Origin of the sequence: Actinomyces sp. HMSC065F11 (assembly GCF_001813085.1) — a bacterium.
Lineage (GTDB): Bacteria > Actinomycetota > Actinomycetes > Actinomycetales > Actinomycetaceae > Gleimia > Gleimia europaea.
Window position 1 is genome coordinate 350,744 of the sequence record NZ_KV811470.1, and the last position, 23,838, is coordinate 374,581.

Here is a 23,838-nt window from a genome sequence, read left to right on the forward strand (position 1 = left end):
TTGTGTTCTTCAGTTGCTTGCGGACTATGGCCTGGCGAATCCGTACTGCTTCAGCAGCTCCTGGCCCTCGTCGGAGAGCACCGCCTCAATAAACTTGCGTGCGAGTTCAGGAGACTTAGAATCCTTTACAACAGCAATGGGGTACTCGTTTACGCCCTTGACGTCGATGGGGATAATCTCTACCTTGTCGCCGGCAGCGATTGCGTCGGTCATGTAGACAAAGCCTGCATCACCTTCACCCGACTCGATCTTGCCGCGCACGTCGGTTACCTTCTGCTCTTCGGAAACCGGTGTTAGCTCGATTCCAGCCTCGTCAAGCACCTTGTTGGTCAGGTTGCCGCAGGGTACTTCCACATGGCACTTGATGACGTTTGCAGACTTCAAAGAGTCGTCGAGGCCGGTAACGCCGCCCGGATTTCCTGCCGGAACGATAAGGGTAAGCGTGTTCAGTGCGAACGGTTCTGGCGCCTCAACGAGGTCCGCATCCGTTGCCTTATCCATATTGCGCGTGTCAGCAGAGGCGAATACATCTGCCGGGGCGCCGTTCTTGAGCTGGTCCACGAGTGTGGAGGAACCCTCGAACGAGAAGGACACCTTCACGCCCTCATTTGCGGGCTCAAAAACTTCCTCAGCAATCTGCGGGAAGACCTTATTTAGCGAGGCCGCAGCAAAAACGGTTAGCGTCTGCGGCTCGGCGCCTTCCTTGTCTGCCGGGGCAGGAGAGCCCGAGCATGCTGCGAGCATCATCGATGCGGCGGCGAGGGTGGCAAAAATTTTAGCTGTTTTCTTCATGTTCATCCTCATTGTGAATCTAGGGAAGGCTTACAGAAACGTTGGTGGATTTCACGCCGGCAACGGCGAGCGAGCCCACCTCGAGCTTCATCTCTTGTGCAGCCTCGGTGGAAATTAGGGAAACGATTCGGAACGGGCCACAAATCATCTCGACTCGGGTCATGACTTTATCGGAGGTGATGTCTGTGACGATGCCGGTCAGCTGGTTACGGATGGAGTTAACTTCCGTGCCATGCGTAGAACGCTCGTCCTGCGCTGCGATTTGGCGAATGTAATCAACCAGGGACTTGCCGTCGATCAGAATGCGCCCATCTTGGCGCGTGCCTTTAATCGTGCCATCTTCTACCAGGCGTCGAACCGTGTCCGTGGATACGCCCAGTAGTGTGGCCACATTTGATACTCGTAAATCTTTCATATCCCAAACCATATACCAGCAAATGCGGTATTACTATCGCATGAGTGCCGCATTTGCGCTATGTCGCGTTGGTGATATGAGAAGGTTTCGTGGGATCGGGGTCAGGCGAGAACGCGGTTTAGAGCGGAATGTATTGCACGAGGTCGCCTTGCGCCACTTCGTCTACGTCAGCCGCAACCGCCACGAGGCCGGTAGCCTGATGCAAGGTGGCGATGAGGTGCGAGCCGGAGGCTTGCGAGTGGGTTGGGTAAACCGTGATGCCACTCGTGCTGAGCTCGGCACGCATGGGGGCATACTGACGCCGATTCTTGGCAGACTTGAACGACGCGCCGGCCAGAGCGGGAACCGCCTGTAGCTTGCTTCCGGGACGGCCGGCGAGAATGCCGATAATCGGGCGCACGAATAGCATGAATGATACGTAGACCGACACGGGATTGCCGGGTAGGCACATGACGGGCACACCCCGGCCATCCACATTAATGACGCCGTGCCCCTGCGGTTTTCCGGGCTGCATGGCTACTTTTTCGAAGTTGAAGTTGTGTGTCTTACCGACGATTTTGACAGGATCGAACGCTCCGGCAGAAACTCCACCCGAAGTGATGATGAGGTCCGCGCAGCGCCCAGCCTCGGTGAACATCTGCTCAAGATGCTCAGGCTCGTCGCCGGTGCGACTTCGATACGTTACTTCTGCTCCCAGCGAGTGTGCTAAACCGTCGAGCATAATCCCGTTCGAGTCGGGAATCTGCCCGTGAGCGAGCTCGCTCCCCGGATCCTGCAGCTCCGTTCCGGTAGAAATAATCGCAATCCTAGGCTTCGGGATTACCGGTAGCTTCCCGTAGCCTACCGAGGCGGCCGCTGCCAACACCTGGGGAGTAACCGTAATTCCTGCCTCAAGAATAAGATCCCCAACGGCAACGTTTTCGCCTGCTTTACGTACGTTTGTTCCGGGCTGGACCGCACTGAATATGGTGACTTGATCTGGCATTTGCACCGGGCCAGGCTCAATGTTGGTGTCTTCAACTTTCACCACCGCGTCGGCGCCTTCGGGCAGGGGAGCGCCCGTCATGATGCGCGTTGCAAAACCGGGCTTTAGCGTACCGTTAGCCGTGCTGCCGGCGGCAACGTCCTCGAGAACAGGCAGGTTCACCCCGGCATCTTTTGACGCTCCGTGCACGTCATCTGCGCGTACCGCAAACCCATCCATCGCGGAGTTCGTGAAAGGCGGTACGGCAACTCGGGCCTCGATGCTCGCTGCCAAAGTGGTGCCGAGGGCAGATTCCAGGGGCCGTTCTTCGGCAGGAAGGGGAGCAATACCCGCGGTTACTTGCGAAACGTACTCTTCAACGCTAATCAAGGATTCTCCTAAAACTCGACGAGTCTAACTCCGGTTTCGCGCACATCTACAAGAGCTAGTCGGCGCACCAGCACCCCGGGTGTGTCACACACAATCTTAATGACTTCCATAGCCATTAGGGACCCGGCAACTCCAACGAGGGGGCCGAGCACGCCCTGCGTTGCGGCTGTGGGGGTGGTCTGCGGATCTGGCAACTGCGGGTACAGCTCGCGCAAAGTAGCCGTTTTCCCGCTGGGATCCGCGGCAAGCGGGCGTGAGGTGAACGTGGTTACCATAGCCTGCATTCCCACTGCGCTTCCCCAAACCAAGGGTTGGCCGGAGGTTTCACAGTAATCGGCCAGCATGAACTTTGTTTCCATGTTGTCTGAGGCTTCGACAACCACGTCCACATCACCAAAAATACGTGCCGCGTTGTGTTTGCCTACGCGTTCACAGATAGCGTCTACAGTAATTTCGGGGTTGAGAGTGCGTAGCGTTCTTGCCGCGGATTCGGCTTTGCGCCGGCCAATGCGCGCGGTGTCGTGCAGAATTTGACGTTGCAGGTTGGATTCCTCAACGGCGTCAAAATCCACCACTTTCAGGTAGCCGGCTCCCGCCGCCGCAAGATAGTAGAGGATGGGCGAGCCCAGACCTCCGGCCCCTAACACCCCGATGCGCGCATTTTGCAAAGCTGCTTGACCTGCCGCGCCAAAGTCCTTAACTAGAATGTTGCGTTCGTATCGTGAACCCATAGGTAAACCGTAAGCTAAAACCAGTGACGTGAAAAACGCTAGCGCATCAAGGAGGCGCCGTGGAGCTGAAAGCTTGCGTAATTACGATTTCGGATCGCGCATCCCAAGGGGTGTATGAAGACCGCTCTGGGCCCGTTGCCGTGCAGATTCTGCGGGAGGCGGGATTTGATGCGGGGGCACCCGTAGTTATTCCCGACTCTAAAGAAGCGATCCAGTGTGCGATTTGCGAGGCCGTGGCTGAAGGCGCTCGCCTCGTGCTAACCACGGGCGGCACCGGGGTAGGGCCGCGCGATTTCACCCCCGAGGCCACGGCGCCACTCATTAAGCGCGAGCTGTCCCACCTAATGAGTGCAATCGTGTCTAAGGGATTGCAGAACACTCCCCACGCCCTAATTGCGCGCGGCGTGGCTGGTTTAACAAAAGAGGGCGCACTCGTGGTGAATGCGCCCGGTTCAACCGGTGGCGTTCGCGACGCGGCCGAGGTTGTGGTGACGGTCGCCTCCCACATCTTGGCTCAAGTGGATGGGGGCGACCACTAACCGCTATTGCTCGCGCACCCAGTTGCCGGATCGGCCTCCGGACTTCGCGATGATCTTGCACTCTTCAATGGCGGCGGAGCGATCAACCCCCTTCACCATGTCGATGATTGCGAGGGCGGCAACGGTGACGGCCGTCAGGGCCTCCATCTCTACGCCGGTGCGGTCCGCGGTGCGAACCGTGGCTTTGATCGCAACGTGATCGTCTTGCAGATCCAGCTCAACCGCTGCGCCATGAACGCCAATGGTGTGCGCCAATGGCAATAGTTCGGGTACACGTTTAGCGGCTGAAATGCCGGCAATACGCGCAACTGCCAGTACATCGCCCTTGGGAACGGTGCCGTCGCGGAGTGCCTGCATTACTGCCTCGGATGCGGTGACTTTCCCAACCGCGGTTGCCTCGCGAACGGTAGGCACTTTTGCGGTGACATCAACCATGTAGGCCTCGCCCGCATTGTTAAGGTGAGTGAACTTCATTTCGCTTCTACTTTCTTTCAAAACCGGGTGGCAGCCAGCACCCAAATGGATCTTGTTCAACACGCCTGCATGTGGGGCACAGATCTTCGCCGTCATCTTCAAATAACGATTGACATTTGCGACATTTCGCGGTTTGCAGGCGCGCAACTTCCACGCGTTTCATCTCAGCTAGGGAAAGGGTGGCCCCGCGGCTGATCGCATCTTCGGGGCATAGTTCAATGCACTTCGCACTACCTTCACAGATGGTGCGATCGTGCATCAAAACAGCGGTGGAACTACCTTTTTCATTAGCATTTTCGAGGGCGAGGGCGTGGGTTGGACACGCGGATACGCATACGCCGCAGGCAGTGCAACCACTGACCTTCAGGCGCGCCGCGCTTGGGGCGGTCGCAAACTCGTCAGCTATTTCAGGCTCGATTCCTAGGATTGCGAGGGCGGCGCTCAGTTGTGCACTCTCATTGCCGGAAATGTCGACGGGCAATGAACTATCCGAGCTCAGCCCAAACAATGCCCGGCGTGAAACTGGGGCAGAGTTCGCCAATACCTCTTGCGCGGGGCGGAATCGAGGGGATTTACCCTGATATTCGCTGATCCTTGGTCCGAGCAGGCTTTGCCATACCTCGAATCGTTTTCTCGCCCGCTCGCGGTTCTCGCACTCGCAAGCATCCACATCAACGGTGAGCGTTTCTGCACCACAAGCTAGAATCTGCGGGGCGAGGGCCAGCGGGGTGTCGGCAATGCATCCTTCAACGCGAAGGGGCGTAGTGGATTTGTTGTACGTTCGGATAGCGGAGCCGCAGATGAGGGTTATGGCGGGCTCCTCATCGCTAATCCATCTAAGCAGACTCGCGTTCATGAGCGGAGCTCTATTCGCGATATTGCTGTGTTAGTAAGACTATTTGACCGCATTTGCGCCTTCTGTTTCAACAAATGCGCGAACGCTGGCAATGAAACCGAGCGTGAACTCAGCAACGGCCTTGTACAGGGCAGTTTTTGCGTGTTTGCGTATGTCCTCAACAACTCCTCCCGCAAATCGGTCGAGGTGGTCAAATAGGAAGTCGCGCATTGCCGTACGGATTTCTTCCGCGTCCTCGCCGGCCCCTAGTTGCTCGGCGGCACGTTCCGCGAGGTCGCTCAAGAACGCAATTTCGAGGCCAATGTGATCATCGGGTTCGCGGTTAAAGTTGGGGGCGCGAAGCCCGAACCTCGCGTAGGCGGCGCGCACGGCAAACGTTTCTTCTTCAAAAACGAGACCCTCTTCAGAGGTACGCACGGATTCGTACGGTTGTGCGAGGGCTCGGCCGGCTCCAACGAACAGGTAGAGGTGGTCGCGTTTGATTTCTTCTTCGCTTTCGGGGCGCGAGCTAAGAAGGGTGCGCACTCCTTGAATAGAATTTGAGTCAGTGAGGGGCCAGTCGTTCAGCATTTGGGGGGAATACATCGCTTCGCGTAGCTGCTCTGCGGGAGCGCTTAGATAAAGCTGGGATAGTACTTTGCCAGCTGCCGAGATGCGTTCGGCCTGTTCCACAGCTGAAACGGTCATGCCTGCCATTCCTCACATTAGTTGCAATGTTTACTTTCTCTTAGTTTATCTAACCGTGTATGGCCGGTGCCTGTCGTACTCGGTGAGCGGTTGACCCCGGCGCGGCTTAGAATTGCATAGTTACAGTATTAAAAGAGCATCTAGCTCACTGAGATTTGGGAGGGCACATGGAGCGCAAAGATGATCCGCAGAAAATGGAACGAATGCGTGAGTGGCTTACGCGCGCCGCGCAGATAATCGAGGTGGATAAGGATGTCGTTCTGGATCTAGAAGTCGATTTGTTGAAGCTTGCGCAGATGACTGCGCATAACACTTCGCGTCCGGGTACTCCGCTTACCGCTTTCTTGGTTGGTCTGGCGGCCGGAGCGGCTGGCGGTGACAATGAGGCCACGGTGACAACGGCACGCGCTAAAATCGCTTCTTTGATTGCTGATATTGAGAAGAATTTTGTGGAGGAATCTAAGTGAGTGGTGGCCGCGTTGTTCGCGTTGAGATTAGCCCGGAACCGTTTGAGGAGGCTGAGGTCGTAGCCGCCACTGCGGATGACAAGGCTGGCGCAGTTATCACGTTTAACGGCGTGGTTCGTAACCATGACCAGGGCAGGGACGTGGAGTCAATCGAGTATTCCTCGCACGAGATTGCACAGAAGATTTTGCGTGAGATTGCTGAGGAGATTGCTGGCCGCGAGGGGGTACATGCTGTGTCAGCGGTTCACCGCGTTGGGCATGTCCGAGTGGGGGAGACTGCGATGGTTGTTGTCGTTGCTGCCTCGCACCGGTCAATGGCGTTCAGTGCCACCAGTGATTTTGTAGATGAGATTAAGGCTCGCGTTCCGGTTTGGAAGAAACAGAATTTTCCAGATGGTAACCACGAGTGGACGGGTATAGCTGACATCCAAAGCTAGAGTTGATGCAGATAATAGTTTGAGGGCCACAAACGAAGTGTTTGTGGCCCTCAAGCGTGTGTCCTTACCGGCTTATATTCCGATCCTGTTCATCTCTCCGTAGAAGAGGAACCTGGCGATGATCTCGCTGATAGTCACGAGGGCAAAGCTGGTGAGGGTGAGGGCTAGCAGCGGCTTGTGCTGGCCGCCCTCGAGGTTTTTGTGGGTGGTTAGGGTCAGGTAGAGGCCAATGATGCCAGCGCCGATGATAAGCAGGACGAGGCGAATGGCGTACCAGGTTGGCGATGGATCAACTTCGGCGGGGTTGGGCCCGGCCGGTTTAGCAGCGGCGTAGGTGCCAACCACTAGTTGGAGTGCGAGCATCGCGATGGTGGTAATTGCGATCCATTTGGTTGCCTGGTTGGTCAGGCTGATGGTTTCGCGTTCAGTTTGAATATCTGCGCGTGCCTGCGCCGGATCGTTCGCGCTCTTGTTAGCCCCGGTTAGGACGTGGTCCAGTTTGGGCCATTTTGTTGAGACGATCGGCCAGGCACTGAAGGCCAGAGCGATTGCAAGGCTACCGGTTAGGGCCGCGCTGATGTAGAAGGTTGCAGGGGTAGTCCAGTGGTTCCATGCAGGAACGGTTGGAAGCATGTATACGTGGGCCATAACCCAGATGAAACCCAGGCCCCAGATGGCGGTGAAGATAGCTAGCGCGTTACGGATTTTCGCGTTGAACCAGCCAAACCAGGTGGCGGCCGCGAAGATGAATCCGAGTCCGGCAAAGCCAGCGCCAAACAGAATTTCACGCGCTAACCACGAAGTGGCGATGTGACGGATCGCGTTAGGCGCATTCAGGGGGTTGCCAAGGTGGAACATGGAAGCAAGCAATGCTAGAACCATGACCGGTCCGATTGCGTAGAGGGCAGGCTTGGCCAAGCGGTCTACGGTCTTGGATGAGTACTTGGTCTGGGCGAATAGGTTTACTAGACCTAGCGTGACAAAAGCTCCCACCGCCATTTGCGCAAGAATGGTGAAAGCCGTTAATGGCCATTCATGAACGTTCACTTTCTAGACCTCTTCTCGGTTAGCGATCTCACCGGAGGGGTTGTTCCACGGTTGAGCGTCGCGGTGGGGTGTAACTACTAGGTTCGGGTTGGTAATAGATGGATCTGGTAGCGGTGCTACGGCTTGGACGTCGCCGTACTTTTCGCGTAGCTCATCTATTGGCCCCCAGTCCAGTGCGCGGGAGGGGCAGGCATCTACACAAGCGGGGTTTTGACCCGTAGCACGGTAGTCAGAGCAGAGGTCACATTTGGTCATGTAACCGAGATCCGCGTTGAACTGCGGGGCCGAGTAAGGGCACGCCCATTCGCAGTAACGGCAACCAACACATTTGCCCGGATCGACGGTAACCACGCCGTCTTCGTCTTGGCTCATTGCGGTGGTGGGACACACCTGCACGCAGATTGGGTTTTCGCAGTGGTTACAAGAGATGGAAGTGTAGTAAGAGAACACGTTCGGGGTGAAGGTGTCACCGTCTTGTTGCCAAGAGCCTCCCGTGTACTCAACTACGCGCCGCCAGTTCACACCAATAGGCGTGTCGTGCTTATCCTTGCAAGCGATCTGGCAGGCCTTGCACCCGTTGCAAGCGGTCTGATCAAAGTAAAAACCAAGTTTTGCAGCCACAATAAACCTCCTAAGCCTTCTCTACCTGAACGAGGGCAGTGTGTTGGCCGTTGCCTTTAGAGACCGGCGTTGGGTGCCAGCTAGTCAACGTGTTGACTGCGCCACCGGCATCCACGCCGTCCTTATCGAATCGGCTCCACGCGCCCTGAGGAAGGGAAATAACTCCGGGAGCGATACGGCTGGTAACTCGTGCTTGAATGCGAACCCGTCCACGATCGTTGCGGATTAATACCTGGTCACCGTTCTTGATGCCGCGCTCCTTGGCATCGATGGTGTTGATCCACACCATCTGGGGGTGCGCTTCATTAAGCCACGACAGGTTGCCGTAGGTGGAGTGCGTGCGCTGCTTGTAGTGGTGACCAATGCACTGCAGAGGATATTCCTCGTTTGTGCGTGCTTCTTCTGCGCCTTCCCAAGTTGCAAGGTGCTTCGGGATTGGCGAAATCTCGTCGCCCGGCTTGGCATCGGGGAACTCCCACGTCTTTGCCATTTCTGCCAGCTGCGTCGAGTAAATCTCGATCTTGCCCGACGGTGTTTCTAGCGGATTCGCCTCAGGGTCCTCCCGGAACTCCTTTAGTGCGATCGTTGTTCCCTCGGGGTTCTGGTAGCGGTATACGCCGATTTCGCGTAGCTCGTCCCAGCTTGGGAATTCGGGGTGTTCGCGAACCGTTTCGGCCTGCATCTTGCGGGCGAGGGTTTCCAGGTCGTCCTCGAATTCCTTTTCAAATCCGAGTCGCTTTGCAACCTCGCGAACCATTTCGTATGCGGGCATCGAGTTGTATAGCGGATCAATCGCCTTATCCACGATGAGCAGGTAGGCCATGTCGCCCGTGTATTCGGAGGGCACGAGGTCGTGGCGTTCTGCTGTGGTGGTGTCGGGCAGGACGAGGTCGGCAAGCTCTGCGCTTCGCGTCATCTGGTTGTCGATGGCAAGGATGAACTCACACTTGGTTTCGTCTTGCAGAAGCTCGCGCGTGCGGTTGATGTCGGCGTGCTGCGAGCCCGGCATGTTGGTTGCGTAGTTCAGCAGGAACTTAATGCCGGTGTCTAGCTTGTCTACGCCGCGAACACCGTCGCGAGCCGCTGTCATTTCTTCACCGTGATCGATTGCGTCAGTCCAGCCGAAGCAAGAGATCTGCGCCGGGCAGGGGTTTTCACCATTGTCGAGCCACTTCGTGACTGGCCAGTAGTAGCCTTCGCGGCCACCGGTGCCGCCACCTGCAATGCCGACGTTACCGGTCACGCAAGCGAGGAGGTAGATCGAGGTTGCCTGGTTCTCGCCATTTGCGTGGCGTTGCGGGCCCCAACCCTGGGAGATGTTGCATGCCTTTGCGCCTGCAATCTCGCGGGCGAGCTGGCGGATGGTATGCGCGGGAATACCGGTGATCTTTGAAGCCCACTCGGGGGTCTTCTCGATGCCGTCTTCTCCCTTGCCTTCAATGTAGGAACGGTAAGAGGCATTTTTTGGCGCCCCTTCCGGCATGTGATCCTCATCGAAGCCAATCGTGTACTTGTCCAAGAACGCCTGGTCGTGCAGGTTCTCTTCGAGCATCACGTGAACCAGACCGGCTACAAGAGCGGCGTCGGTTCCGGGGCGAATCGGGACCCACTGATCGGCCAGTAGCTGCGCGGAATCGGAGTAGCGCGGATCAATCACGATGATCTTGCACTTGCCGTGCTTCTTTGCCCACAGTGAGGTGAACGTGAGGCCACCGCCGGACATGCGCGTTTCCATTGGGTTGTTGCCCCAGAGGACGAGGAGGTCGGAATGCAGCGCGGCGTCCTCGAAGGAGTTTGAAATCTGCTCGTCGGGGGAGCCGTAGAAGTACTTGGTGATCGTGCCGATCTGAGCGTAGGAGTAGTTACCGTAGTAACCGAGGTATCCGCCCATGAGGTTGAACAGCTTCTGCCATCCTGCACTGGTTGCAATGTGGGCGTTCCAAGTGCCCGAACCGTAGTTGCGGTAAACCGCCTGTGGGCCGTACGTGTCGTACGTGTACTTCAAGCGCTCAGCAACAAGATCGAAAGCCTCGTCCCAGGAAATCTCTTCCCATTCGCCTTCACCACGTTTGGTGCCTTCTTTGCGCTTTAGAGGCACCTTGATGCGGTCGGGGTTGTGAATGCGCTGACGCATTGAGCGGCCGCGTACACACGCGCGGATCTGACGGGTGAATAGGCCGTCGTCACCCGTGTTATCGGGAAGCACGCGAACAACCTGACCATCTTTAACCTGTAGTCGAAGTGGGCACCTGGAACCACAGTTGATAACGCAGGCGTTCCAAACTGTCTTTTCTGCTTCCGGGTGGCCTTCGACGGCAAAAGCTTGGTTTGCTTCACCAACGCCCGGCTTACCGGAGAACACTGCGGGGGATGCGGCTAGCGCGGTCGCGGTTCCGGCGACGGCGCTCCATTTTAAGAATGAACGACGGGAGGGACCCGGTGTACCCTCTCGTGGTTTGACGTCGGCCAAGGACACGATTTCCTCCTTAAATCTGCAACTTTTCCTAAATACTATGGCCGGCTAATTTGGTGTGACCCATATCCCTATGTTTCCGCCAGAAAGTGGCGTTCAGTATTTTTGCAAATAGAAAACCATGGTGAAATTAAAAACGATCGTGTTAGTAAACTCGTCCTTAGGATGAACGAACTACGGTGTAGATTGACTCACCTAAAGGCTCGTCTCAATAAAAAAATAGCGTTACTCGAGTTTCGAGTAACGCCTGCAAATGAGGTTTTAGTTATCCGCCAGCAAATGGAGGAAGCACGTCGAGTGTTTCGATTGATGCAGCGGAATCGGTTAGAAGAACCTTCTTGCCATCAGCCAGTAGCAGAGAGCGGGAGATAACTGTTTCGAGCACGTCATTTCCCTCACTAACCTGCTGGAGTAATCCTGCAACGGTTGGTGCAGAATCGACGCTAATGGTTGAACGTCCGGCGGCCTCGGCCGCCCCGGCAAAGAAACGGATCGTAGCCACTATCCACCAATCCTTGACATCGTGCGTGTAGGGGGTTGAAAATCGGGTCTGCCCATGCCGTGCCCGGCTTGCTTTTGTTCGGTGGCACCCATCCAAATGGTTGCCAACTCTTCGTCGCTGGCCCCGGTTCTTAACGGGCCACGTAGGTCTGTTTCCGTGGTTGCAAATAGGCATGTGCGGATCTGCCCATCAGCCGTGATCCGCGTGCGGTCACAGTCGTCGCAAAACGGGTTCGTCACAGATGCGATGACGCCCACGTCCCCAGCGGGGTGGTCTGCGCTCGCGGCTACGTTCCAAAGCTCTGCCGGCGCTGAACCGCGCGGCTTTGAGGAAGGAGTTAGTTCAAACTTCGTTGAAAGCCGCTCCAAAATGTCGGCCTGTGTTAGTAACTGGTCGCGTTTCCATGAATGAGCGGGGCCAAGCGGCATGTGCTCAATGAAACGCAGGTGGTAACCGTGGTCAAGGCAAAAGGCCAGAAGCTCTACAATGTCGTCTTCATTGATGCCCTTCATCGCAACGGCGTTGATTTTGATTGGGCTCATGCCGGCCCGGTCTGCCGCTTCGATGCCCCGCAATGCGTCGGCCAGCCTGTCCCGCCTGGCGACAGCTGCGTACCGCTGCTGGTCAAGCGAGTCGAGCGAAATGTTGGCCCGTGACACGCCGGCTTTGGCAAGAGCTTCGGCACGCTTATCGAGGCCGAGTCCGTTTGAGGTAATCGAAATCTGCGGTGCCGCGCCCAAATGGGTAGTCATGGCCTTGGTCTGCGAAACGATTTGTTCAAGGGAGCGGCGAAGTAGAGGCTCCCCTCCGGTGAAGCGCACCTGCTCGATGCCGAGCATTTCGATGCCGATGCGGATCAGGCGCAGGATTTCTTCATCGCTCAAAGTGTTTTCCGTTGGAAGCCACTCAAGCCCTTCGGCGGGCATGCAGTATTCGCAACGCAGGTTACATCGGTCTGTCAAAGAGACGCGCAGATCGCGAGCAACACGACCAAACCTGTCAGTTAGAACCCCTAACTGCGTATTTGACTGCATATCACTCACAAATCTTCATAAGGAAAACTAGACTAACCGATTCTATGCACGAGGAGGCAGGCCTATCCACTCGAACCAGTTGTTGTGTAGTACGATCCATGCCAGCAGCCCATAGCCCGCTTGGTTTGGTAGGCCGGTCTGTGACATCGCGATATCGTCATGCCACTGGTCGTGTGTTAAGAGGGGCGAGAACGTGTCCACAAATGGGATAGACCTGCGCTCGGCAACCTCGCGGCAAGCACGTACCACCTCGGATAGTTGCCGTGAATCGGAGGTTTGAAGTGGGGGAGGTCCAACAATCATTACTTTGATACCAAGTTGGGTTGAAACATCCACCATGTTTGCCAGATTGAGGCGGGTTCGCGGTGTTGAAAGCCCGGTCTCCACATCTTGTTTACCGACGGCGATGATAAGTCGGTTGTCTGCCCCATCCTTGAATCGCGGCATGCACTCGTTTTCCCAGCGCTGTGACATTTCGGTGGTGGATTCTCCCGGCATGGCAAGGGGAAACACGTTCATGGTCTCTGGGACGTTGGTGCGTGCAAGCACTCTTCCAATCCAACCGAGGGCACGAGGATCACCCGTTCCCGCTACGAGTTCGTCCCCAATCACGCAAAGCCTGATTTCGTTCACAATCGTCTCCTTCAGCCCTTCACAATACACGCAAAGCGGGGCCGGCTAACGCCAGCCCCGCCTCGTGGTCTTTTAGCGTTCGAACGCGCCGTCCATCAAAATCTCGTGCTGGTACTTATGTAGGGCCATGGTGCCAGCTGCCGGAGATGCGGCCGCCGGGCGAGACACTACCTTGACCTTGCGGTCGATTTGCGTGAACAGGTTGAGTGCCAGGAACGGCCAAGCGCCCTGGTTTTGCGGTTCGTCTTGTACCCAGACCAGTTCGGCGTCGCCAAACGGCGCGATCGCTGCTTTCAGCTCATCGAGCGGAAGCGGGTAGTACTGCTCTACTCGCACGATCGCTGTCCCGTTGTCACCGCGACGCTGGCGTTCCTTCACGAGGTCGTAGTAGACGCGGCCCGAACACATGATCACTCGATTAACTGCCTTCGCGCCAGCGGTGATCGCCTGGTCGGCTTCACCGACTACGGGCTGGAAATGGCCGGAGGTGAAATCCTCAACTGCGGAAGAAGCCGCAGAAAGGCGGAGCAACTGCTTGGGCGTAAACACGATGAGCGGCTTACGCGGACGCTTGTACGCCTGCGTGCGTAGCAGATGGAAGTAGTTTGCCGGAGTGGACGGCTGGACAATCCACATGTTTTCTTCCGCAGCCAGTTGCAGGTAACGCTCGATGCGTGCCGAGGAGTGATCCGGCCCCTGGCCTTCGTAACCGTGGGGCAGTAGTAGCGTCACAGAGGAGCGCTGATCCCACTTTTGTTCCGCGGATGAAATGAACTCGTCAACGACGGTCTGCGCGCCGTTGGCAAAGTCACCGAACTGGGCTTCCCAAAGAACTAGAGCTTCGGGGCGCTCCAGCGAGTAGCCGTACTCGAACGCCATTGGTGCGTATTCAGAAAGTGTTGAGTCGTGAATGTCGAGCTTAGGCTGCTTATCCACCAGGAAGTTCAGTGGCGTCCACTCGCGACCATCGTTGTGATCGTGGAGGACGGCGTGGCGCTGTACGAAGGTAGCGCGGCGCGCGTCCTGGCCGGACATGCGAACCGGGGTGCCTTCCATCAGTAGCGAACCAAAAGCGATCAGTTCACCGAAGCCCCAGTCGATCTTTCCCTCGCGCGACATCTTGTGACGCTTTTCGAGTAGTTTTGCAAGCTTCGGATGTGGCGTAAACCCTTCTGGGATGGCCAGGTGCGCATCGCCAATGCGTTCAATAACCTCGCGGGTTACTGGCGATTCCCAACCAATCATCATGCCTTCGCCCGCGCGTTGTGCTTCGGGGCGCTCCAGGCCGGCAACGGCTTCGCCCGATACCTCGGCCTTGTCCGCGCTCCTCGTTTCTTCGAGGATCTCGTCCAGTAGCGCGTTGTATTCGGCTAGTGCCTTGTCGGCCTCTTCCTCGGTAATATCGCCGCGGCCGATGAGGTCCTTTGTGTAGCGATCACGTGTGGTGAGCGTACGGTCAATCAGGGAGTACATGACTGGCTGGGTCATCGACGGGTCGTCACCCTCGTTGTGTCCGCGGCGGCGGTAGGTGACCAGGTCAATGATGACGTCCTTGTTGAACTTCTGGCGGAACGCGAAGGCAAGTTTTGCAACGCGCACAACCATTTCCGGATCATCACCATTCACATGGAAGATTGGAATCTGCAGGCCCTTGGCCATGTCGGTTGCGTACTTCGTGGAGCGCGCTACCGTGTTCGGCGTGGTGAAGCCAATCTGGTTGTTGATGATCACATGCAGTGTGCCACCGTTGCGGTAGGCGGGCACCCGGCTCATGTTCAGGGTCTCGTAAACAACGCCCTGGCCGGCAAAAGCGGCGTCACCATGGATGAGGATTGGCAGAATCGGCCAGCCGGGCTCGTTCAGTTTGTCGTGCTTTGCGCGCGCAACGCCCTGCAAGACGCCGTCGGCAGCCTCAAGGTGGGACGGGTTAGCGGCAAGGTATACCTTCGTTGCCGCGCCGTCATCTGCAGTGAAAATGCCTTCGGTTCCAAGGTGGTACTTGACGTCACCTGATCCAAGGACAGAGCGAGGATCTTGATTGCCTTCAAATTCAGAGAAAATCTGGCCGTAAGATTTGCCGGCAATGTTGGCCAGTACGTTCAGGCGGCCACGGTGTGCCATTGCTATGGCAACCTCAGCGATCCCATCGTGGGCGGCCACCCAAAGTACGCGGTCCAGAAGTGGAATCAGAGACTCAGAGCCCTCCAGGGAGAATCGCTTTTGGCCGATGTACTTGGTTTGCAAGAAATGCTCAAAAGCCTCGGCCTTATTCAGCATCGTCATGATGTGACGCTGGGTTTCAAGCGTGGGCTTCTCCCAAGGCTTTTCAACGCGCTCTTGGATCCACTCGCGCTGGGCCGGGTCAACCATGTGCATGTATTCGATGCCGGTGGAGCGGGTGTAGGTGTCGCGAAGCTGCTCGAGGATTTCGCGTAGCGTCATGTGGTCGCGGCCGCCAAAGCCGCCGGTTGGGAACGAGCGGTCCAAGTCCCAAACGTTTAGCCCGTACGTCGACAGGTTCAAGTCGGGGTGGCGGCGAACCTTGTAGTCGAGCGGGTCGGTGTTAGCAGCGAGGTGACCGGCAACGCGGTAGGCGTGGATTAGCTCCACAATGCGTGCGGGCTTACCCTTCTCGCGTTCCTCGTTGTATTCCTTGTCGCGCTCCCAGCGGTAAGGAACGTACGGAACCTGCATGGAGTCAAACACGCGGTCGTAGAATCCGTCTTGACCGGCAAGCTTGCGTGACACCATTCGCAGAAGTTCTCCAGAAGCTGCGCCCTGGATGATGCGGTGATCGTAGGTGGACGTCATCGTCATGATTTTGCCAACGCCCATTTTTGCCAGGCGCTGCGGTGAGGCTCCCGCCCACTCGGCAGGGTAGTCCGTTGCACCTACGCCAATGATCGATCCCTGCCCCTTCATTAGGCGGGGAACGGAGTGCGTAGTTCCGATCGTTCCCGGGTTCGTAAGGGTAACGGTACCGCCTTGGAAGTCGCCCGCACCCAGCTTGCCTTCGCGCGCCCGCTTGACGATGTCCTCGTAGGCAGCAACGAACTCGGCGAACGTCAGCGTGTCGGCTTCTTTGATGACGGGCACCATGAGCATGCGGTTCCCATCTTTCAAAGGAATGTCGATTGCGAGGCCGAAGCCAACGTGCGCGAGGTGTTCAACGGCGGGCTTGCCCTTATCGTCGAACGTGTATCGCACGTTCATTGAAGGCATCTCTACCAGGGCTTCAACAAGCGCGTAGCCGATGAGGTGGGTGAAAGAAACTTTGCCGCCGCGAGTGCGGGCGAGGTGGCCGTTAATAACGGCACGGTTTTCAATCAAGAGTTTGGCGGGAATCTGACGGGCCGAGGTTGCAGTGGGCACCTCGAGGGAGCTTTCCATGTTCTTCGCAACGGCACGGAACGCTCCCTTTAGGGTTTCGGTCTCATCCTCTGAGCGTGCCTCGCTGTTGAGTATTGACGCGGCACGAGCTTTTGCAAGGCGGGTGTATGGCGACGTTGCCTCAGCGACCTTGGATTTAGGAATGGGAGGGAGGTCTGCGCGGGTTTCGTCGATAGCGTTCGGGTTAAAACGTGACGCGGACGCGGCGATTGGAGCAGAGGCTTCTACGGGAGCGGAGTCTGCGGAAATCCTCGACGGATCATGAGGGGCAGGCGGGGCCGGAGGGCGGGGTGCTGCTTGAATCGGGCCGGGTGTGTATTCTGTCATCGCTCCTGTTTCCTTGGGCTCGCGATATTGTCAACGATTCCAGTTGATCGCTTCGATGGTGATCGGGCGTTGCAACTTCAATCAGTTTAGGACGAATAATCCCCGTTTTCTCTTGATATAGAGAGATTTTACGGTTATTTGCTCAACTGATAATCACCTATGGTTTGGACCTTAAAAGTTGAAGAAGATTAGAGGCTTCGAAAAAGGATTAATTGGGATCAGGAGAGCCCGGGTAAATGAGGCAACCAACACCTATGGCGCGCGTGTATGGAAATACGGTTAAGCTGGGATAGATGCACAAAGATGAACCTCCTCGAAGTTTCAGGCCGGTGATGAGCCGGTGATATATGACGTCCTCATGCTCCTATTCGGAGTTGTTCTCACGCTGGGCACTGCGGTTTTTGTTGCCGCAGAGTTTTCGTATGTGGCCCTTGATGTTGCGTCGGTGGAACGGCGGGCAAATGAAGGCGATAAGAAGGCTAAGCAGGTTGTTAAAGCACTGCGTATCCTGTCCACCCAGCTGTCGGGTGCGCAGGTTGGTATCACGCTAACAACCATTCTGCTGGGTTACACCACGCAAGTGTCTTTGCTGAACCTGTTTTCGAATATGTTTGCAAGCTTTGGCCTCGCTCTCACGCTTTCTACCACAATCGCGGTGGCGCTGTCCGTCATCTTTATCAACGCGTTCTCGATGCTGTTTGGCGAGCTGGTTCCAAAGAACATGGCTCTAGCTGATCCATTCCACACCGCGAGCCTTGTTACGCCGGTGCAGGCGGCATTCACAAAGTTGCTCCACCCGCTTATTAAGGTGTTGAACGATACTGCCAACGCGGTGTTGCACGCTATGGGCATCACGCCTATGGAAGAGATCTCTTCAGCTAGGTCCGCGTCAGAGCTTGCCGCTCTGGTGCGTCACTCCGCGCAGGAGGGCACGCTGGATACCTCGACTGCGACGCTACTTACCAAGTCGATTGGTATCGGAGAGCTAACTGCGATCGACGTGATGACGGATCGCGGCCGCATGGTCTATTTGAGCGAGTCCGCTTCAGCGGCAGACGTCGTTGAGCTTGCGTGTACTACCGGCCACTCGCGCTTCCCGATCGTGGGTGATGACTCGGACGACATTGTGGCTTTCGTATCACTTCGCCGCGCAATCGCGGTTCCTTGGGAAAAGCGAAGCGAAGTGTCTGTGCTTTCCTCCTCGCTCACTTCTGAAGTGCTCCGCGTGCCGGAAACCCTTGCGCTTGCTCCGCTGCTCCTCATGCTTCGCGCGGAAGGCCTCCAAATCGCGGTGGTAGTGGATGAATACGGTGGCACCTCCGGAATCGTCACGTTGGAAGATGTCGTGGAAGAAATCGTTGGTGAAGTTGCTGATGAGCACGACCGTCGCCGCCACGGCATTCGACGCCAAAATGATGGCTCGTGGAAGGTGCCCGGCACTCTTCGCCCCGATGAGTTGCTGGAACGTACCGGCATTTTCGTTCCCGAGGATGGTCCGTACGAAACCCTGGGCGGGTTCATGATGCTCAAGCTTGGACGTATCGGCGAGCCTCATGACAAAGTGCAGGTTGAAAATACAACTTTAGAGATCTTGCGCATGGATGGACGCCGCATCGATCAGATCTTGGTGCGCGCAGCGGAGCCAGTACACGCGGATGAGGGCAAGGAGGATGCCGAGTGAGTATCACCGCTGGCCTTCTAATAACACTGTTGCTGCTCCTTTTGAACGCGTTTTTTGTGGCGGCTGAGTTCGCTGTTACCTCTTCGCGTCGGGCGCAAATAGAGCCGCTCGCAGACGAGGGAAAGCGAGGCGCCAAGACGGCCCTGTACGCCATTGAGAACGTTTCGTTGATGCTGTCGATCTCCCAGCTTGGCATCACGATCGCTTCGACCTCGTTGGGTGCGGTTGCAGAGCCCGCCATTGCAAGGCTTGTGGAGCGTCCTTTGCAAGCCGTGGGGCTTCCCGCAGCGTCCGCACATGCTGTTGCGTTTATTCTGGCCTTACTGCTGGTGCTTTACCTGCACGTGGTTTTCGGGGAGATGGTGCCGAAGAACATGTCGGTTTCGGCCCCAGATAAGGCGCTGTTGATTCTGGCGCCGCCCCTGGTTGCGATTGGGCACGTGCTTCGTCCCATCGTTGTGGGCCTTGACCATCTTGCGAACTGGTTCGTGCGCTTGTTCGGTTTGGAACCACGCCACGAGGTTGCCGCGTCGTTCACCGCCGAGGAGGTTGCTTCGATCGTCGAGCTATCCCAGCAGGAAGGGACGATTCATGACGAGATCGGTCTGCTGAGCGGAACGCTCGAATTTTCGGAGGAGCGCGCTGGTGACGTTATGGTGTCGGTAGATGAGCTGGTGAGCGTGGCACGTAACGTGACGCCTGCCCAACTGGAGCGCGAGGTCGCAAAAACTGGTTTTTCACGCTACCCGGTGGTGGATGAAGCGGGCATGCCGGTCTTTTATATCCATTTGAAGGACATCTTGTTCGCGGGCCCTGATCAGCGCGACTTGCCATTGGATGAGTGGCGTTTTAGGGAGATGCCGGTTGTTCAAGCAGGTGACGAGGTCGAGGATGCGTTGCGCATCATGCAACGCTCGGGTACGCATCTGGCAGAGGTTGTAAAGGACGGCCAGACGGTTGGCGTGCTTTTCTTAGAGGACGTTATTGAAGAGCTGGTTGGCGAGGTTAGAGACTCGCTACAGCGTGAGGATGTTTTCATCGAGCGCAACTTGGATGCGTGAGTCGAACTTGGGCCTGTAGCTCATTGGTGCCGGTTTGAAGTGATGGGCGTGAGTCTGTACACAGCTTTTTCAAACGGGTTGATCCGCGTGGCCCAGCGTTATAAGTTCGTTATGTATTCACCGCGTGAGTTCGTGTGAGTCACCCTGTTATTACATGCTTTCGGGAAGGAAAGAGTTATTTTGCCTGTGAATGATTCTCCAAATGGCTCGCCTTTCCCTACGCGTCGTCAGCTTCGTGAGCAGGCAGAAGCATCTTCGAAGCGCAAGATCCAAAAACCTAGTTGGTTGAGTCTTTTGAAGGGTGGTCTTGTAGCCGTGGTTGCGGCAGCCACCGTGGCGGTTCCGCTAACTGGTTTCGTTGGGCCAGAAACTTCAATTGCGTTGCCTTCAAAGGTGGTAGCTTCACCGGCCGCACAATCCTCGTGGGCTAAAAGCGCTGATGTCGTTGTTGCAGAGGCAGAGGGATTGCGTGAGGTTGCAGGTGCGGCCTCCAGGGCAAAGCTTCGCACACCCCTTGAGATTTCGCAGTGCCTACAGGTGATGCCCGCTAACGGTAACCGTTCGGTGTCAGAATCTGCGCCTATTGTCTGGCCGCTACTTGAGGGTACGTTCAATATTGCGTCCCCGTTCGGTTATAGGTTCCACCCGGTTCTGGGTTATTCCAAGTTGCACGAGGGGCTGGATATGGCCGCCCCGAACGGTACCCCTATTTTTGCGGCATCGGATGGCGTGGTGCAGGCGTCGGAGCCCATGGAGGGCTACGGGTACTGGATTTTGATTAAGCACACTAAGTCTGATGGAGAGGTGTTTTACACCGGTTACGCGCACATGTACGCCGAGGATGTCCTGGTGAAGGCTGGGGATCAGGTAAGCGCGGGACAGCGGATCGCTTCGGTGGGTAACACGGGAACTTCTACCGGCCCGCACCTGCACTTTGAGGTGCATGATAAAGACGATCAGCTGGTGGATCCAATGGTGTGGTTGCAACAAAATAATGCTCGCCAGCCAGGCCAAGGTTGTGACTAGTTTATGTATGACGTTCCTCGTAGAGGAGCCCCGCTGGTTGTAGCGCACCGTGGCGGCGCTAATTTGGCTCCGGAAAACTCGTGGGAAGCATTCGAGAATTGCGATAGGCTCGGTTTTCACTTCGTGGAAACGGACGCTCATTTGACGGCTGATGGCCACGTGGTGTTGATACACGACCCGATTCTGGATCGAGTTTCGGACGGTTTTGGTCTTGTCTCGGCTCACACGTTGGAAGAGTTGCAAAATGTGACGATCAACGGTTCTGCGCGCGGCCCGGTTCTGCTTGCTGAGGTTTTGCAGGCTTTCCCTCATCTAGAGCTAAATATCGATGCGAAAGAAGAGGACGTTTGGCGTCCAATGATTGAGGTTATCCGCGCTCACGGTGCGATGGATAGAGTGTGTTTAGCCTCATTTGATTCGGGCCGCCTGCAGCGTATCCGCGAGGTTGCGCCGGAGATTAGCACTTCCTTGGGACAAGTGGAGGTTGCGCGCCTGTTTCTTGCCGCGCAGACGAACACGAGGCGTCTGGTTACACGACAGAATTGGCCGCGCTTCGGAGTGGTGGCCGCACAAATTCCGTTAAAGATCGGTCCTATCCGGCTGGTGTCTAAACGTTTTGTTAGTTTTGCGCATTCCTTTGGGATTGGGGTGCATGTGTGGACGCTGAATGAGCCAGAAGAGATTGTTCAAGCGCTAGATGCTGGTGTTGATGCGATCATCTCGGACGATCCGGTTTTGGTCCGTGAGATTATTCGCGCCCGCAAATCCTTGTGATCACCGGTCTCATTTAACGGTTTCTTAGCCTCCCTGGTACGATTACAACGGCTTTTCAGATAGCCAGGCCCCGATAGCTCAGCGGATAGAGCGTCTGCCTCCGGAGCAGAAGGTCGCAGGTTCGAGTCCTGTTCGGGGCGCTTTTCGTTTTGTGGCGTGAGCGGGTAAAGGCCCTTTTGATGGGCCATATTTTGCTTTTCAACTATGTTCCGCGGCTTCGTGTAATAATTAGGTAAACAATCTTTCTTTGGAGGTCGCAATGCGCGTACACATCGCAGCTGATCATGCTGGATTTGAGCTTCGGAACTACCTGATTGAAATGTTGAAGGAGGCGGGCCACGACGTCGTTGACCATGGTGCAACGCAGTACGATGCGCTCGACGCATACCCAACGATGTGTATTCCCTGTGGTGAGGCCGTGGCGGCTGAACCGGGTTCACTTGGCATCGTGATCGGTGGTAGTGGCAACGGTGAACAGATGGCCGCGAACCTCGTGAAGGGTGTTCGCGCCGCACTGGTGTGGAATGAGGCCACTGCGGTGTTGGCTCGCGAGCATAATGATGCGAATGTTATTGCAATTGGTGCCCGTCAGCACACGATGGAAGAGGCTGCTCACTTTGTGAACGTGTTCCTTGCAACGGAGTTTTCGGGCGATTCTCGTCACGCTTACCGGATTGGTTTGATGAGCGAGTACGAGAATAAGCACTGATTTATGTGAGCTTGAGGGCAGGTTCGGTTGCGAGCCTGCCCTTTTGCGTGCCTCTACTTCGGGTGGCTTTGTTCGCTCGGTGGGCTCTGGTTACGCGGGGCGGAGGTTTGCCTTTAAGATTGGGGGCGTGACTCCTAAAGATCTAGAAAAGCTTATTCATGAGGTTCTGACCGGCTCCGTTAGCGACGGTGCGATTAATTTGGACGTCGAGGACATCGAGCAGGATGTAACGGTGGAGCGTCCGCGTAACCGAGAGCACGGTGACTGGGCGACGAATATCGCGATGCGTCTGGCGAAGAAGGCGGGGATGAATCCGCGCGAGTTCGCTCAGATTATTGCGGATCGTTTGGCTTCCCAGGCCGGTATTGCGCAGGCTGAGGTAGCGGGCCCGGGCTTTATTAACGTCCGTTTGGATGCGGCGTCGGCCGGCGAGCTCGCACGCACGATTTTGGAGGCGGGCGAGGATTACGGCCGTAACGAGTCGCAGGCTAGCAAGCATGTGAATCTGGAATATGTGTCGGCTAATCCAACCGGCCCCATTCATCTTGGTGGCGCGCGTTGGGCGGCGGTTGGCGATTCGATGGCCCGCCTGTTGAAGGCAGCTGGCGCGGACGTTACTCGCGAGTACTACTTCAATGATCACGGTGCGCAGATTGATCGTTTTGCCCGTTCGCTGTATGCGCGTGCAAAGGGGCAGCCGGCGCCCGAGGATGGTTACGGCGGTCAATATATTGAGGACATCGCGAAGCAGGTGATCGCTGACTCGCTTGCGGCTGGTGAGCCAAATCCGCTGGACTTGAGCGAAAGCGAGGCCGTGGAGGCGTTTCGCGCCCGCGGCGTGGAGCTCATGTTCACCGAGATTAAGGTGAAGCTAAAGGAGTTCAGGTCTGAGTTTGACGTGTTCTTCCACGAGGATTCTTTGCATGAGTCCGGCGCAGTGGATGAGGCGATTCGGATTTTGCGCGAGCGCGGCCACATTTTCGAAAAGGATGGCGCACTGTGGCTTCGCACCACCGACTTTGGTGATGATAAGGACCGTGTGCTGGTGAAGTCGGATGGCGACGCCGCTTATTTTGCGGGCGATCTGGCGTACTACTTGGATAAGAGGGCGCGCGGTGCTGATAAGGCCGTGTATCTGCTGGGTGCGGATCACCACGGTTACATCGGCCGCATGATGGCGATGTGCGCGGCGTTTGGCGATGTGCCGCATGAGAACCTGGAGATTCTGATCGGTCAGATGGTTAACCTGGTCCGCTCCGGCAAACCGGTGCGCATGTCCAAACGTGCGGGCACGATCGTGACGCTGGATGATCTGCTGGATGCGGTCGGTGTGGATGCGGCTCGTTATTCGCTTACTCGCGCGTCAATGGATCAAAACCTCGACATCGATCTTGACCTGCTGTCGCAGAATACGAATGACAACCCAGTTTACTACGTGCAGTACGCACATGCCCGTACAGTTAACGTGGCGCGCAACGCGGAGGAACACGGCGTTACGCGTAGCGGCGACTTTGATCCGGCGGCGCTATCGCACCCGGCCGACGGGCAACTTTTGGGCGTGCTCGCGCAGTACCCAACGGTGGTTGCTCAGGCAGCGGAGTTTTTGGAGCCGCATCGCGTGGCGCGTTACCTCGAAACCCTTGCTGGCGCTTACCACACTTGGTATGCGCAGTGCCGCGTGACGCCGCGTGCGGACGAAGAGGTTGATGCTGGTCACGTGGCTCGCCGCTGGTTGAACGACGCGGTGGCGCAGGTTCTGCGTAACGGTTTGGACCTACTCGGGGTGTCCGCCCCAGAGCGCATGTAGG

The 23,838-nt window shown here is 56.7% G+C and carries 23 protein-coding genes and 1 tRNA gene; 10 read left to right on the plus strand and 14 right to left on the minus strand.

The genetic code is table 11. The features are described from left to right. Positions 1 to 24 precede the first annotated feature (24 nt). The 4 genes from modA to HMPREF2891_RS04060 all read right to left on the minus strand — a co-directional run bounded on the left by modA (position 25) and on the right by HMPREF2891_RS04060 (position 3,292). Complete coding sequence (gene modA, locus HMPREF2891_RS04045) at positions 25 to 792, minus strand: molybdate ABC transporter substrate-binding protein (protein ID WP_083309468.1); 768 nt, start codon at positions 790 to 792, stop codon at positions 25 to 27. Between the two features lie 19 nt (positions 793 to 811). Further along, positions 812 to 1,207: a TOBE domain-containing protein gene (locus HMPREF2891_RS04050; RefSeq protein ID WP_034506349.1), complete on the minus strand. Its 396-nt coding sequence runs from the start codon at positions 1,205 to 1,207 to the stop codon at positions 812 to 814. 118 nt (positions 1,208 to 1,325) lie between these two features. After that, positions 1,326 to 2,561, minus strand: a complete 1,236-nt coding sequence (gene glp, locus HMPREF2891_RS04055; RefSeq protein WP_070663961.1) for a molybdopterin molybdotransferase MoeA — start codon at positions 2,559 to 2,561, stop codon at positions 1,326 to 1,328. Positions 2,562 to 2,569: 8 nt separating this feature from the next. Continuing rightward, positions 2,570 to 3,292: a HesA/MoeB/ThiF family protein gene (locus tag HMPREF2891_RS04060; protein WP_070663962.1), complete on the minus strand. Its 723-nt coding sequence runs from the start codon at positions 3,290 to 3,292 to the stop codon at positions 2,570 to 2,572. A 59-nt stretch (positions 3,293 to 3,351) separates the two neighbouring features. Between HMPREF2891_RS04060 and HMPREF2891_RS04065 the strand changes: the two genes are divergently transcribed. Next, on the plus strand, positions 3,352 to 3,831 hold the full coding sequence (locus HMPREF2891_RS04065; RefSeq protein WP_070663964.1) for a MogA/MoaB family molybdenum cofactor biosynthesis protein: 480 nt from the start codon (positions 3,352 to 3,354) through the stop codon (positions 3,829 to 3,831). 3 nt (positions 3,832 to 3,834) lie between these two features. Here HMPREF2891_RS04065 and moaC read toward each other — a convergent pair whose 3' ends face one another. The 3 genes from moaC to HMPREF2891_RS04080 are packed head-to-tail and all read right to left on the minus strand — an operon-like array spanning position 3,835 to position 5,848. Continuing rightward, on the minus strand, positions 3,835 to 4,305 hold the full coding sequence (moaC, locus tag HMPREF2891_RS04070; protein WP_070621170.1) for a cyclic pyranopterin monophosphate synthase MoaC: 471 nt from the start codon (positions 4,303 to 4,305) through the stop codon (positions 3,835 to 3,837). Positions 4,306 to 4,312: 7 nt separating this feature from the next. Then, positions 4,313 to 5,161, minus strand: coding sequence for an ATP-binding protein (locus tag HMPREF2891_RS04075; RefSeq protein WP_070663965.1), 849 nt, complete (start codon positions 5,159 to 5,161; stop codon positions 4,313 to 4,315). Between the two features lie 39 nt (positions 5,162 to 5,200). Beyond that, positions 5,201 to 5,848 carry a TorD/DmsD family molecular chaperone gene (locus HMPREF2891_RS04080; protein WP_070664248.1) on the minus strand — a complete coding sequence of 216 codons (648 nt, stop codon included), beginning with the start codon at positions 5,846 to 5,848 and terminating at the stop codon, positions 5,201 to 5,203. A gap of 167 nt (positions 5,849 to 6,015) precedes the next feature. Here HMPREF2891_RS04080 and HMPREF2891_RS04085 point away from each other — a divergent pair, with 167 nt between their 5' ends. Both HMPREF2891_RS04085 and HMPREF2891_RS04090 read left to right on the plus strand, forming a co-directional pair. Then, positions 6,016 to 6,315: a DUF6457 domain-containing protein gene (locus HMPREF2891_RS04085; RefSeq protein ID WP_034506331.1), complete on the plus strand. Its 300-nt coding sequence runs from the start codon at positions 6,016 to 6,018 to the stop codon at positions 6,313 to 6,315. Further along, positions 6,312 to 6,752 carry a molybdenum cofactor biosynthesis protein MoaE gene (locus HMPREF2891_RS04090; protein WP_070621167.1) on the plus strand — a complete coding sequence of 147 codons (441 nt, stop codon included), beginning with the start codon at positions 6,312 to 6,314 and terminating at the stop codon, positions 6,750 to 6,752. The genes HMPREF2891_RS04085 and HMPREF2891_RS04090 overlap by 4 nt, the downstream gene beginning before the upstream one ends. Before the next feature lie 72 nt (positions 6,753 to 6,824). On the opposite strand, the gene HMPREF2891_RS04095 is transcribed toward HMPREF2891_RS04090, so the two are convergent. The 7 genes from HMPREF2891_RS04095 to HMPREF2891_RS04125 all read right to left on the minus strand — a co-directional run bounded on the left by HMPREF2891_RS04095 (position 6,825) and on the right by HMPREF2891_RS04125 (position 16,779). After that, on the minus strand, positions 6,825 to 7,799 hold the full coding sequence (locus HMPREF2891_RS04095; protein WP_034506322.1) for a dimethyl sulfoxide reductase anchor subunit family protein: 975 nt from the start codon (positions 7,797 to 7,799) through the stop codon (positions 6,825 to 6,827). A 3-nt stretch (positions 7,800 to 7,802) separates the two neighbouring features. Next, complete coding sequence (locus HMPREF2891_RS04100; RefSeq protein ID WP_083309467.1) at positions 7,803 to 8,420, minus strand: DMSO/selenate family reductase complex B subunit; 618 nt, start codon at positions 8,418 to 8,420, stop codon at positions 7,803 to 7,805. A gap of 10 nt (positions 8,421 to 8,430) precedes the next feature. Further along, entirely contained in the window at positions 8,431 to 10,896 is a 2,466-nt protein-coding gene (locus tag HMPREF2891_RS04105; RefSeq protein WP_070621165.1) for a DMSO/selenate family reductase complex A subunit, read from the minus strand. A gap of 262 nt (positions 10,897 to 11,158) precedes the next feature. Then, entirely contained in the window at positions 11,159 to 11,395 is a 237-nt protein-coding gene (locus HMPREF2891_RS04110) for a ubiquitin family protein (protein ID WP_070621164.1), read from the minus strand. Then, the gene (gene moaA, locus HMPREF2891_RS04115; RefSeq protein ID WP_070664250.1) at positions 11,395 to 12,429 is read right to left on the minus strand and encodes a GTP 3',8-cyclase MoaA; all 1,035 of its coding nucleotides are present in this window, start codon (positions 12,427 to 12,429) and stop codon (positions 11,395 to 11,397) included. The genes HMPREF2891_RS04110 and moaA overlap by 1 nt, the downstream gene beginning before the upstream one ends. A 42-nt stretch (positions 12,430 to 12,471) precedes the next feature. Next, positions 12,472 to 13,053, minus strand: a complete 582-nt coding sequence (locus HMPREF2891_RS04120) for a GDSL-type esterase/lipase family protein (RefSeq protein ID WP_034506680.1) — start codon at positions 13,051 to 13,053, stop codon at positions 12,472 to 12,474. A gap of 81 nt (positions 13,054 to 13,134) precedes the next feature. Beyond that, a complete protein-coding gene (locus HMPREF2891_RS04125; RefSeq protein ID WP_070663966.1) occupies positions 13,135 to 16,779 on the minus strand; it encodes a multifunctional oxoglutarate decarboxylase/oxoglutarate dehydrogenase thiamine pyrophosphate-binding subunit/dihydrolipoyllysine-residue succinyltransferase subunit in 3,645 nt (1,214 codons plus the stop codon). A 358-nt stretch (positions 16,780 to 17,137) separates the two neighbouring features. On the opposite strand from HMPREF2891_RS04125, the gene HMPREF2891_RS04130 reads away from it, so the two are divergent. The 7 genes from HMPREF2891_RS04130 (at position 17,138) to argS (ending at position 23,837) form a co-directional block, all read left to right on the plus strand. After that, the gene (locus HMPREF2891_RS04130) at positions 17,138 to 18,460 is read left to right on the plus strand and encodes a hemolysin family protein (RefSeq protein WP_070663967.1); all 1,323 of its coding nucleotides are present in this window, start codon (positions 17,138 to 17,140) and stop codon (positions 18,458 to 18,460) included. Next, complete coding sequence (locus HMPREF2891_RS04135; RefSeq protein WP_070663969.1) at positions 18,457 to 19,521, plus strand: hemolysin family protein; 1,065 nt, start codon at positions 18,457 to 18,459, stop codon at positions 19,519 to 19,521. Before HMPREF2891_RS04130 ends, HMPREF2891_RS04135 begins: the two co-directional genes overlap by 4 nt. Positions 19,522 to 19,707: 186 nt before the next feature. Then, the gene (locus HMPREF2891_RS04140) at positions 19,708 to 20,547 is read left to right on the plus strand and encodes a M23 family metallopeptidase (RefSeq protein WP_083311238.1); all 840 of its coding nucleotides are present in this window, start codon (positions 19,708 to 19,710) and stop codon (positions 20,545 to 20,547) included. Positions 20,548 to 20,550: 3 nt separating this feature from the next. Then, a complete protein-coding gene (locus tag HMPREF2891_RS04145; RefSeq protein ID WP_034506299.1) occupies positions 20,551 to 21,321 on the plus strand; it encodes a glycerophosphodiester phosphodiesterase family protein in 771 nt (256 codons plus the stop codon). A 67-nt stretch (positions 21,322 to 21,388) separates the two neighbouring features. Continuing rightward, positions 21,389 to 21,461 (plus strand) — tRNA-Arg (locus HMPREF2891_RS04150). 119 nt (positions 21,462 to 21,580) lie between these two features. Beyond that, complete coding sequence (locus tag HMPREF2891_RS04155; RefSeq protein ID WP_034506292.1) at positions 21,581 to 22,030, plus strand: ribose-5-phosphate isomerase; 450 nt, start codon at positions 21,581 to 21,583, stop codon at positions 22,028 to 22,030. A gap of 127 nt (positions 22,031 to 22,157) precedes the next feature. Beyond that, positions 22,158 to 23,837: an arginine--tRNA ligase gene (gene argS, locus HMPREF2891_RS04160; protein ID WP_070664254.1), complete on the plus strand. Its 1,680-nt coding sequence runs from the start codon at positions 22,158 to 22,160 to the stop codon at positions 23,835 to 23,837. Position 23,838: the final 1 nt, after the last annotated feature.

Bases quoted from the DNA above. Each gene is read 5' to 3' on its own strand.
- HMPREF2891_RS04130 (WP_070663967.1), top strand. From the start codon at position 17,138: ATGCTCCTATTCGGAGTTGTTCTCACGCTGGGCACTGCGGTTTTTGTT.
- HMPREF2891_RS04155 (WP_034506292.1), top strand. From the start codon at position 21,581: ATGCGCGTACACATCGCAGCTGATCATGCTGGATTTGAGCTTCGGAAC.
- HMPREF2891_RS04085 (WP_034506331.1), top strand. From the start codon at position 6,016: ATGGAGCGCAAAGATGATCCGCAGAAAATGGAACGAATGCGTGAGTGG.
- HMPREF2891_RS04080 (WP_070664248.1), bottom strand. From the start codon at position 5,848: ATGACCGTTTCAGCTGTGGAACAGGCCGAACGCATCTCGGCAGCTGGC.
- HMPREF2891_RS04125 (WP_070663966.1), bottom strand. From the start codon at position 16,779: ATGACAGAATACACACCCGGCCCGATTCAAGCAGCACCCCGCCCTCCG.
- HMPREF2891_RS04145 (WP_034506299.1), top strand. From the start codon at position 20,551: ATGTATGACGTTCCTCGTAGAGGAGCCCCGCTGGTTGTAGCGCACCGT.
- HMPREF2891_RS04075 (WP_070663965.1), bottom strand. From the start codon at position 5,161: ATGAACGCGAGTCTGCTTAGATGGATTAGCGATGAGGAGCCCGCCATA.
- moaC (WP_070621170.1), bottom strand. From the start codon at position 4,305: ATGAAGTTCACTCACCTTAACAATGCGGGCGAGGCCTACATGGTTGAT.
- moaA (WP_070664250.1), bottom strand. From the start codon at position 12,429: ATGCAGTCAAATACGCAGTTAGGGGTTCTAACTGACAGGTTTGGTCGT.
- HMPREF2891_RS04050 (WP_034506349.1), bottom strand. From the start codon at position 1,207: ATGAAAGATTTACGAGTATCAAATGTGGCCACACTACTGGGCGTATCC.
- modA (WP_083309468.1), bottom strand. From the start codon at position 792: ATGAAGAAAACAGCTAAAATTTTTGCCACCCTCGCCGCCGCATCGATG.
- HMPREF2891_RS04060 (WP_070663962.1), bottom strand. From the start codon at position 3,292: ATGGGTTCACGATACGAACGCAACATTCTAGTTAAGGACTTTGGCGCG.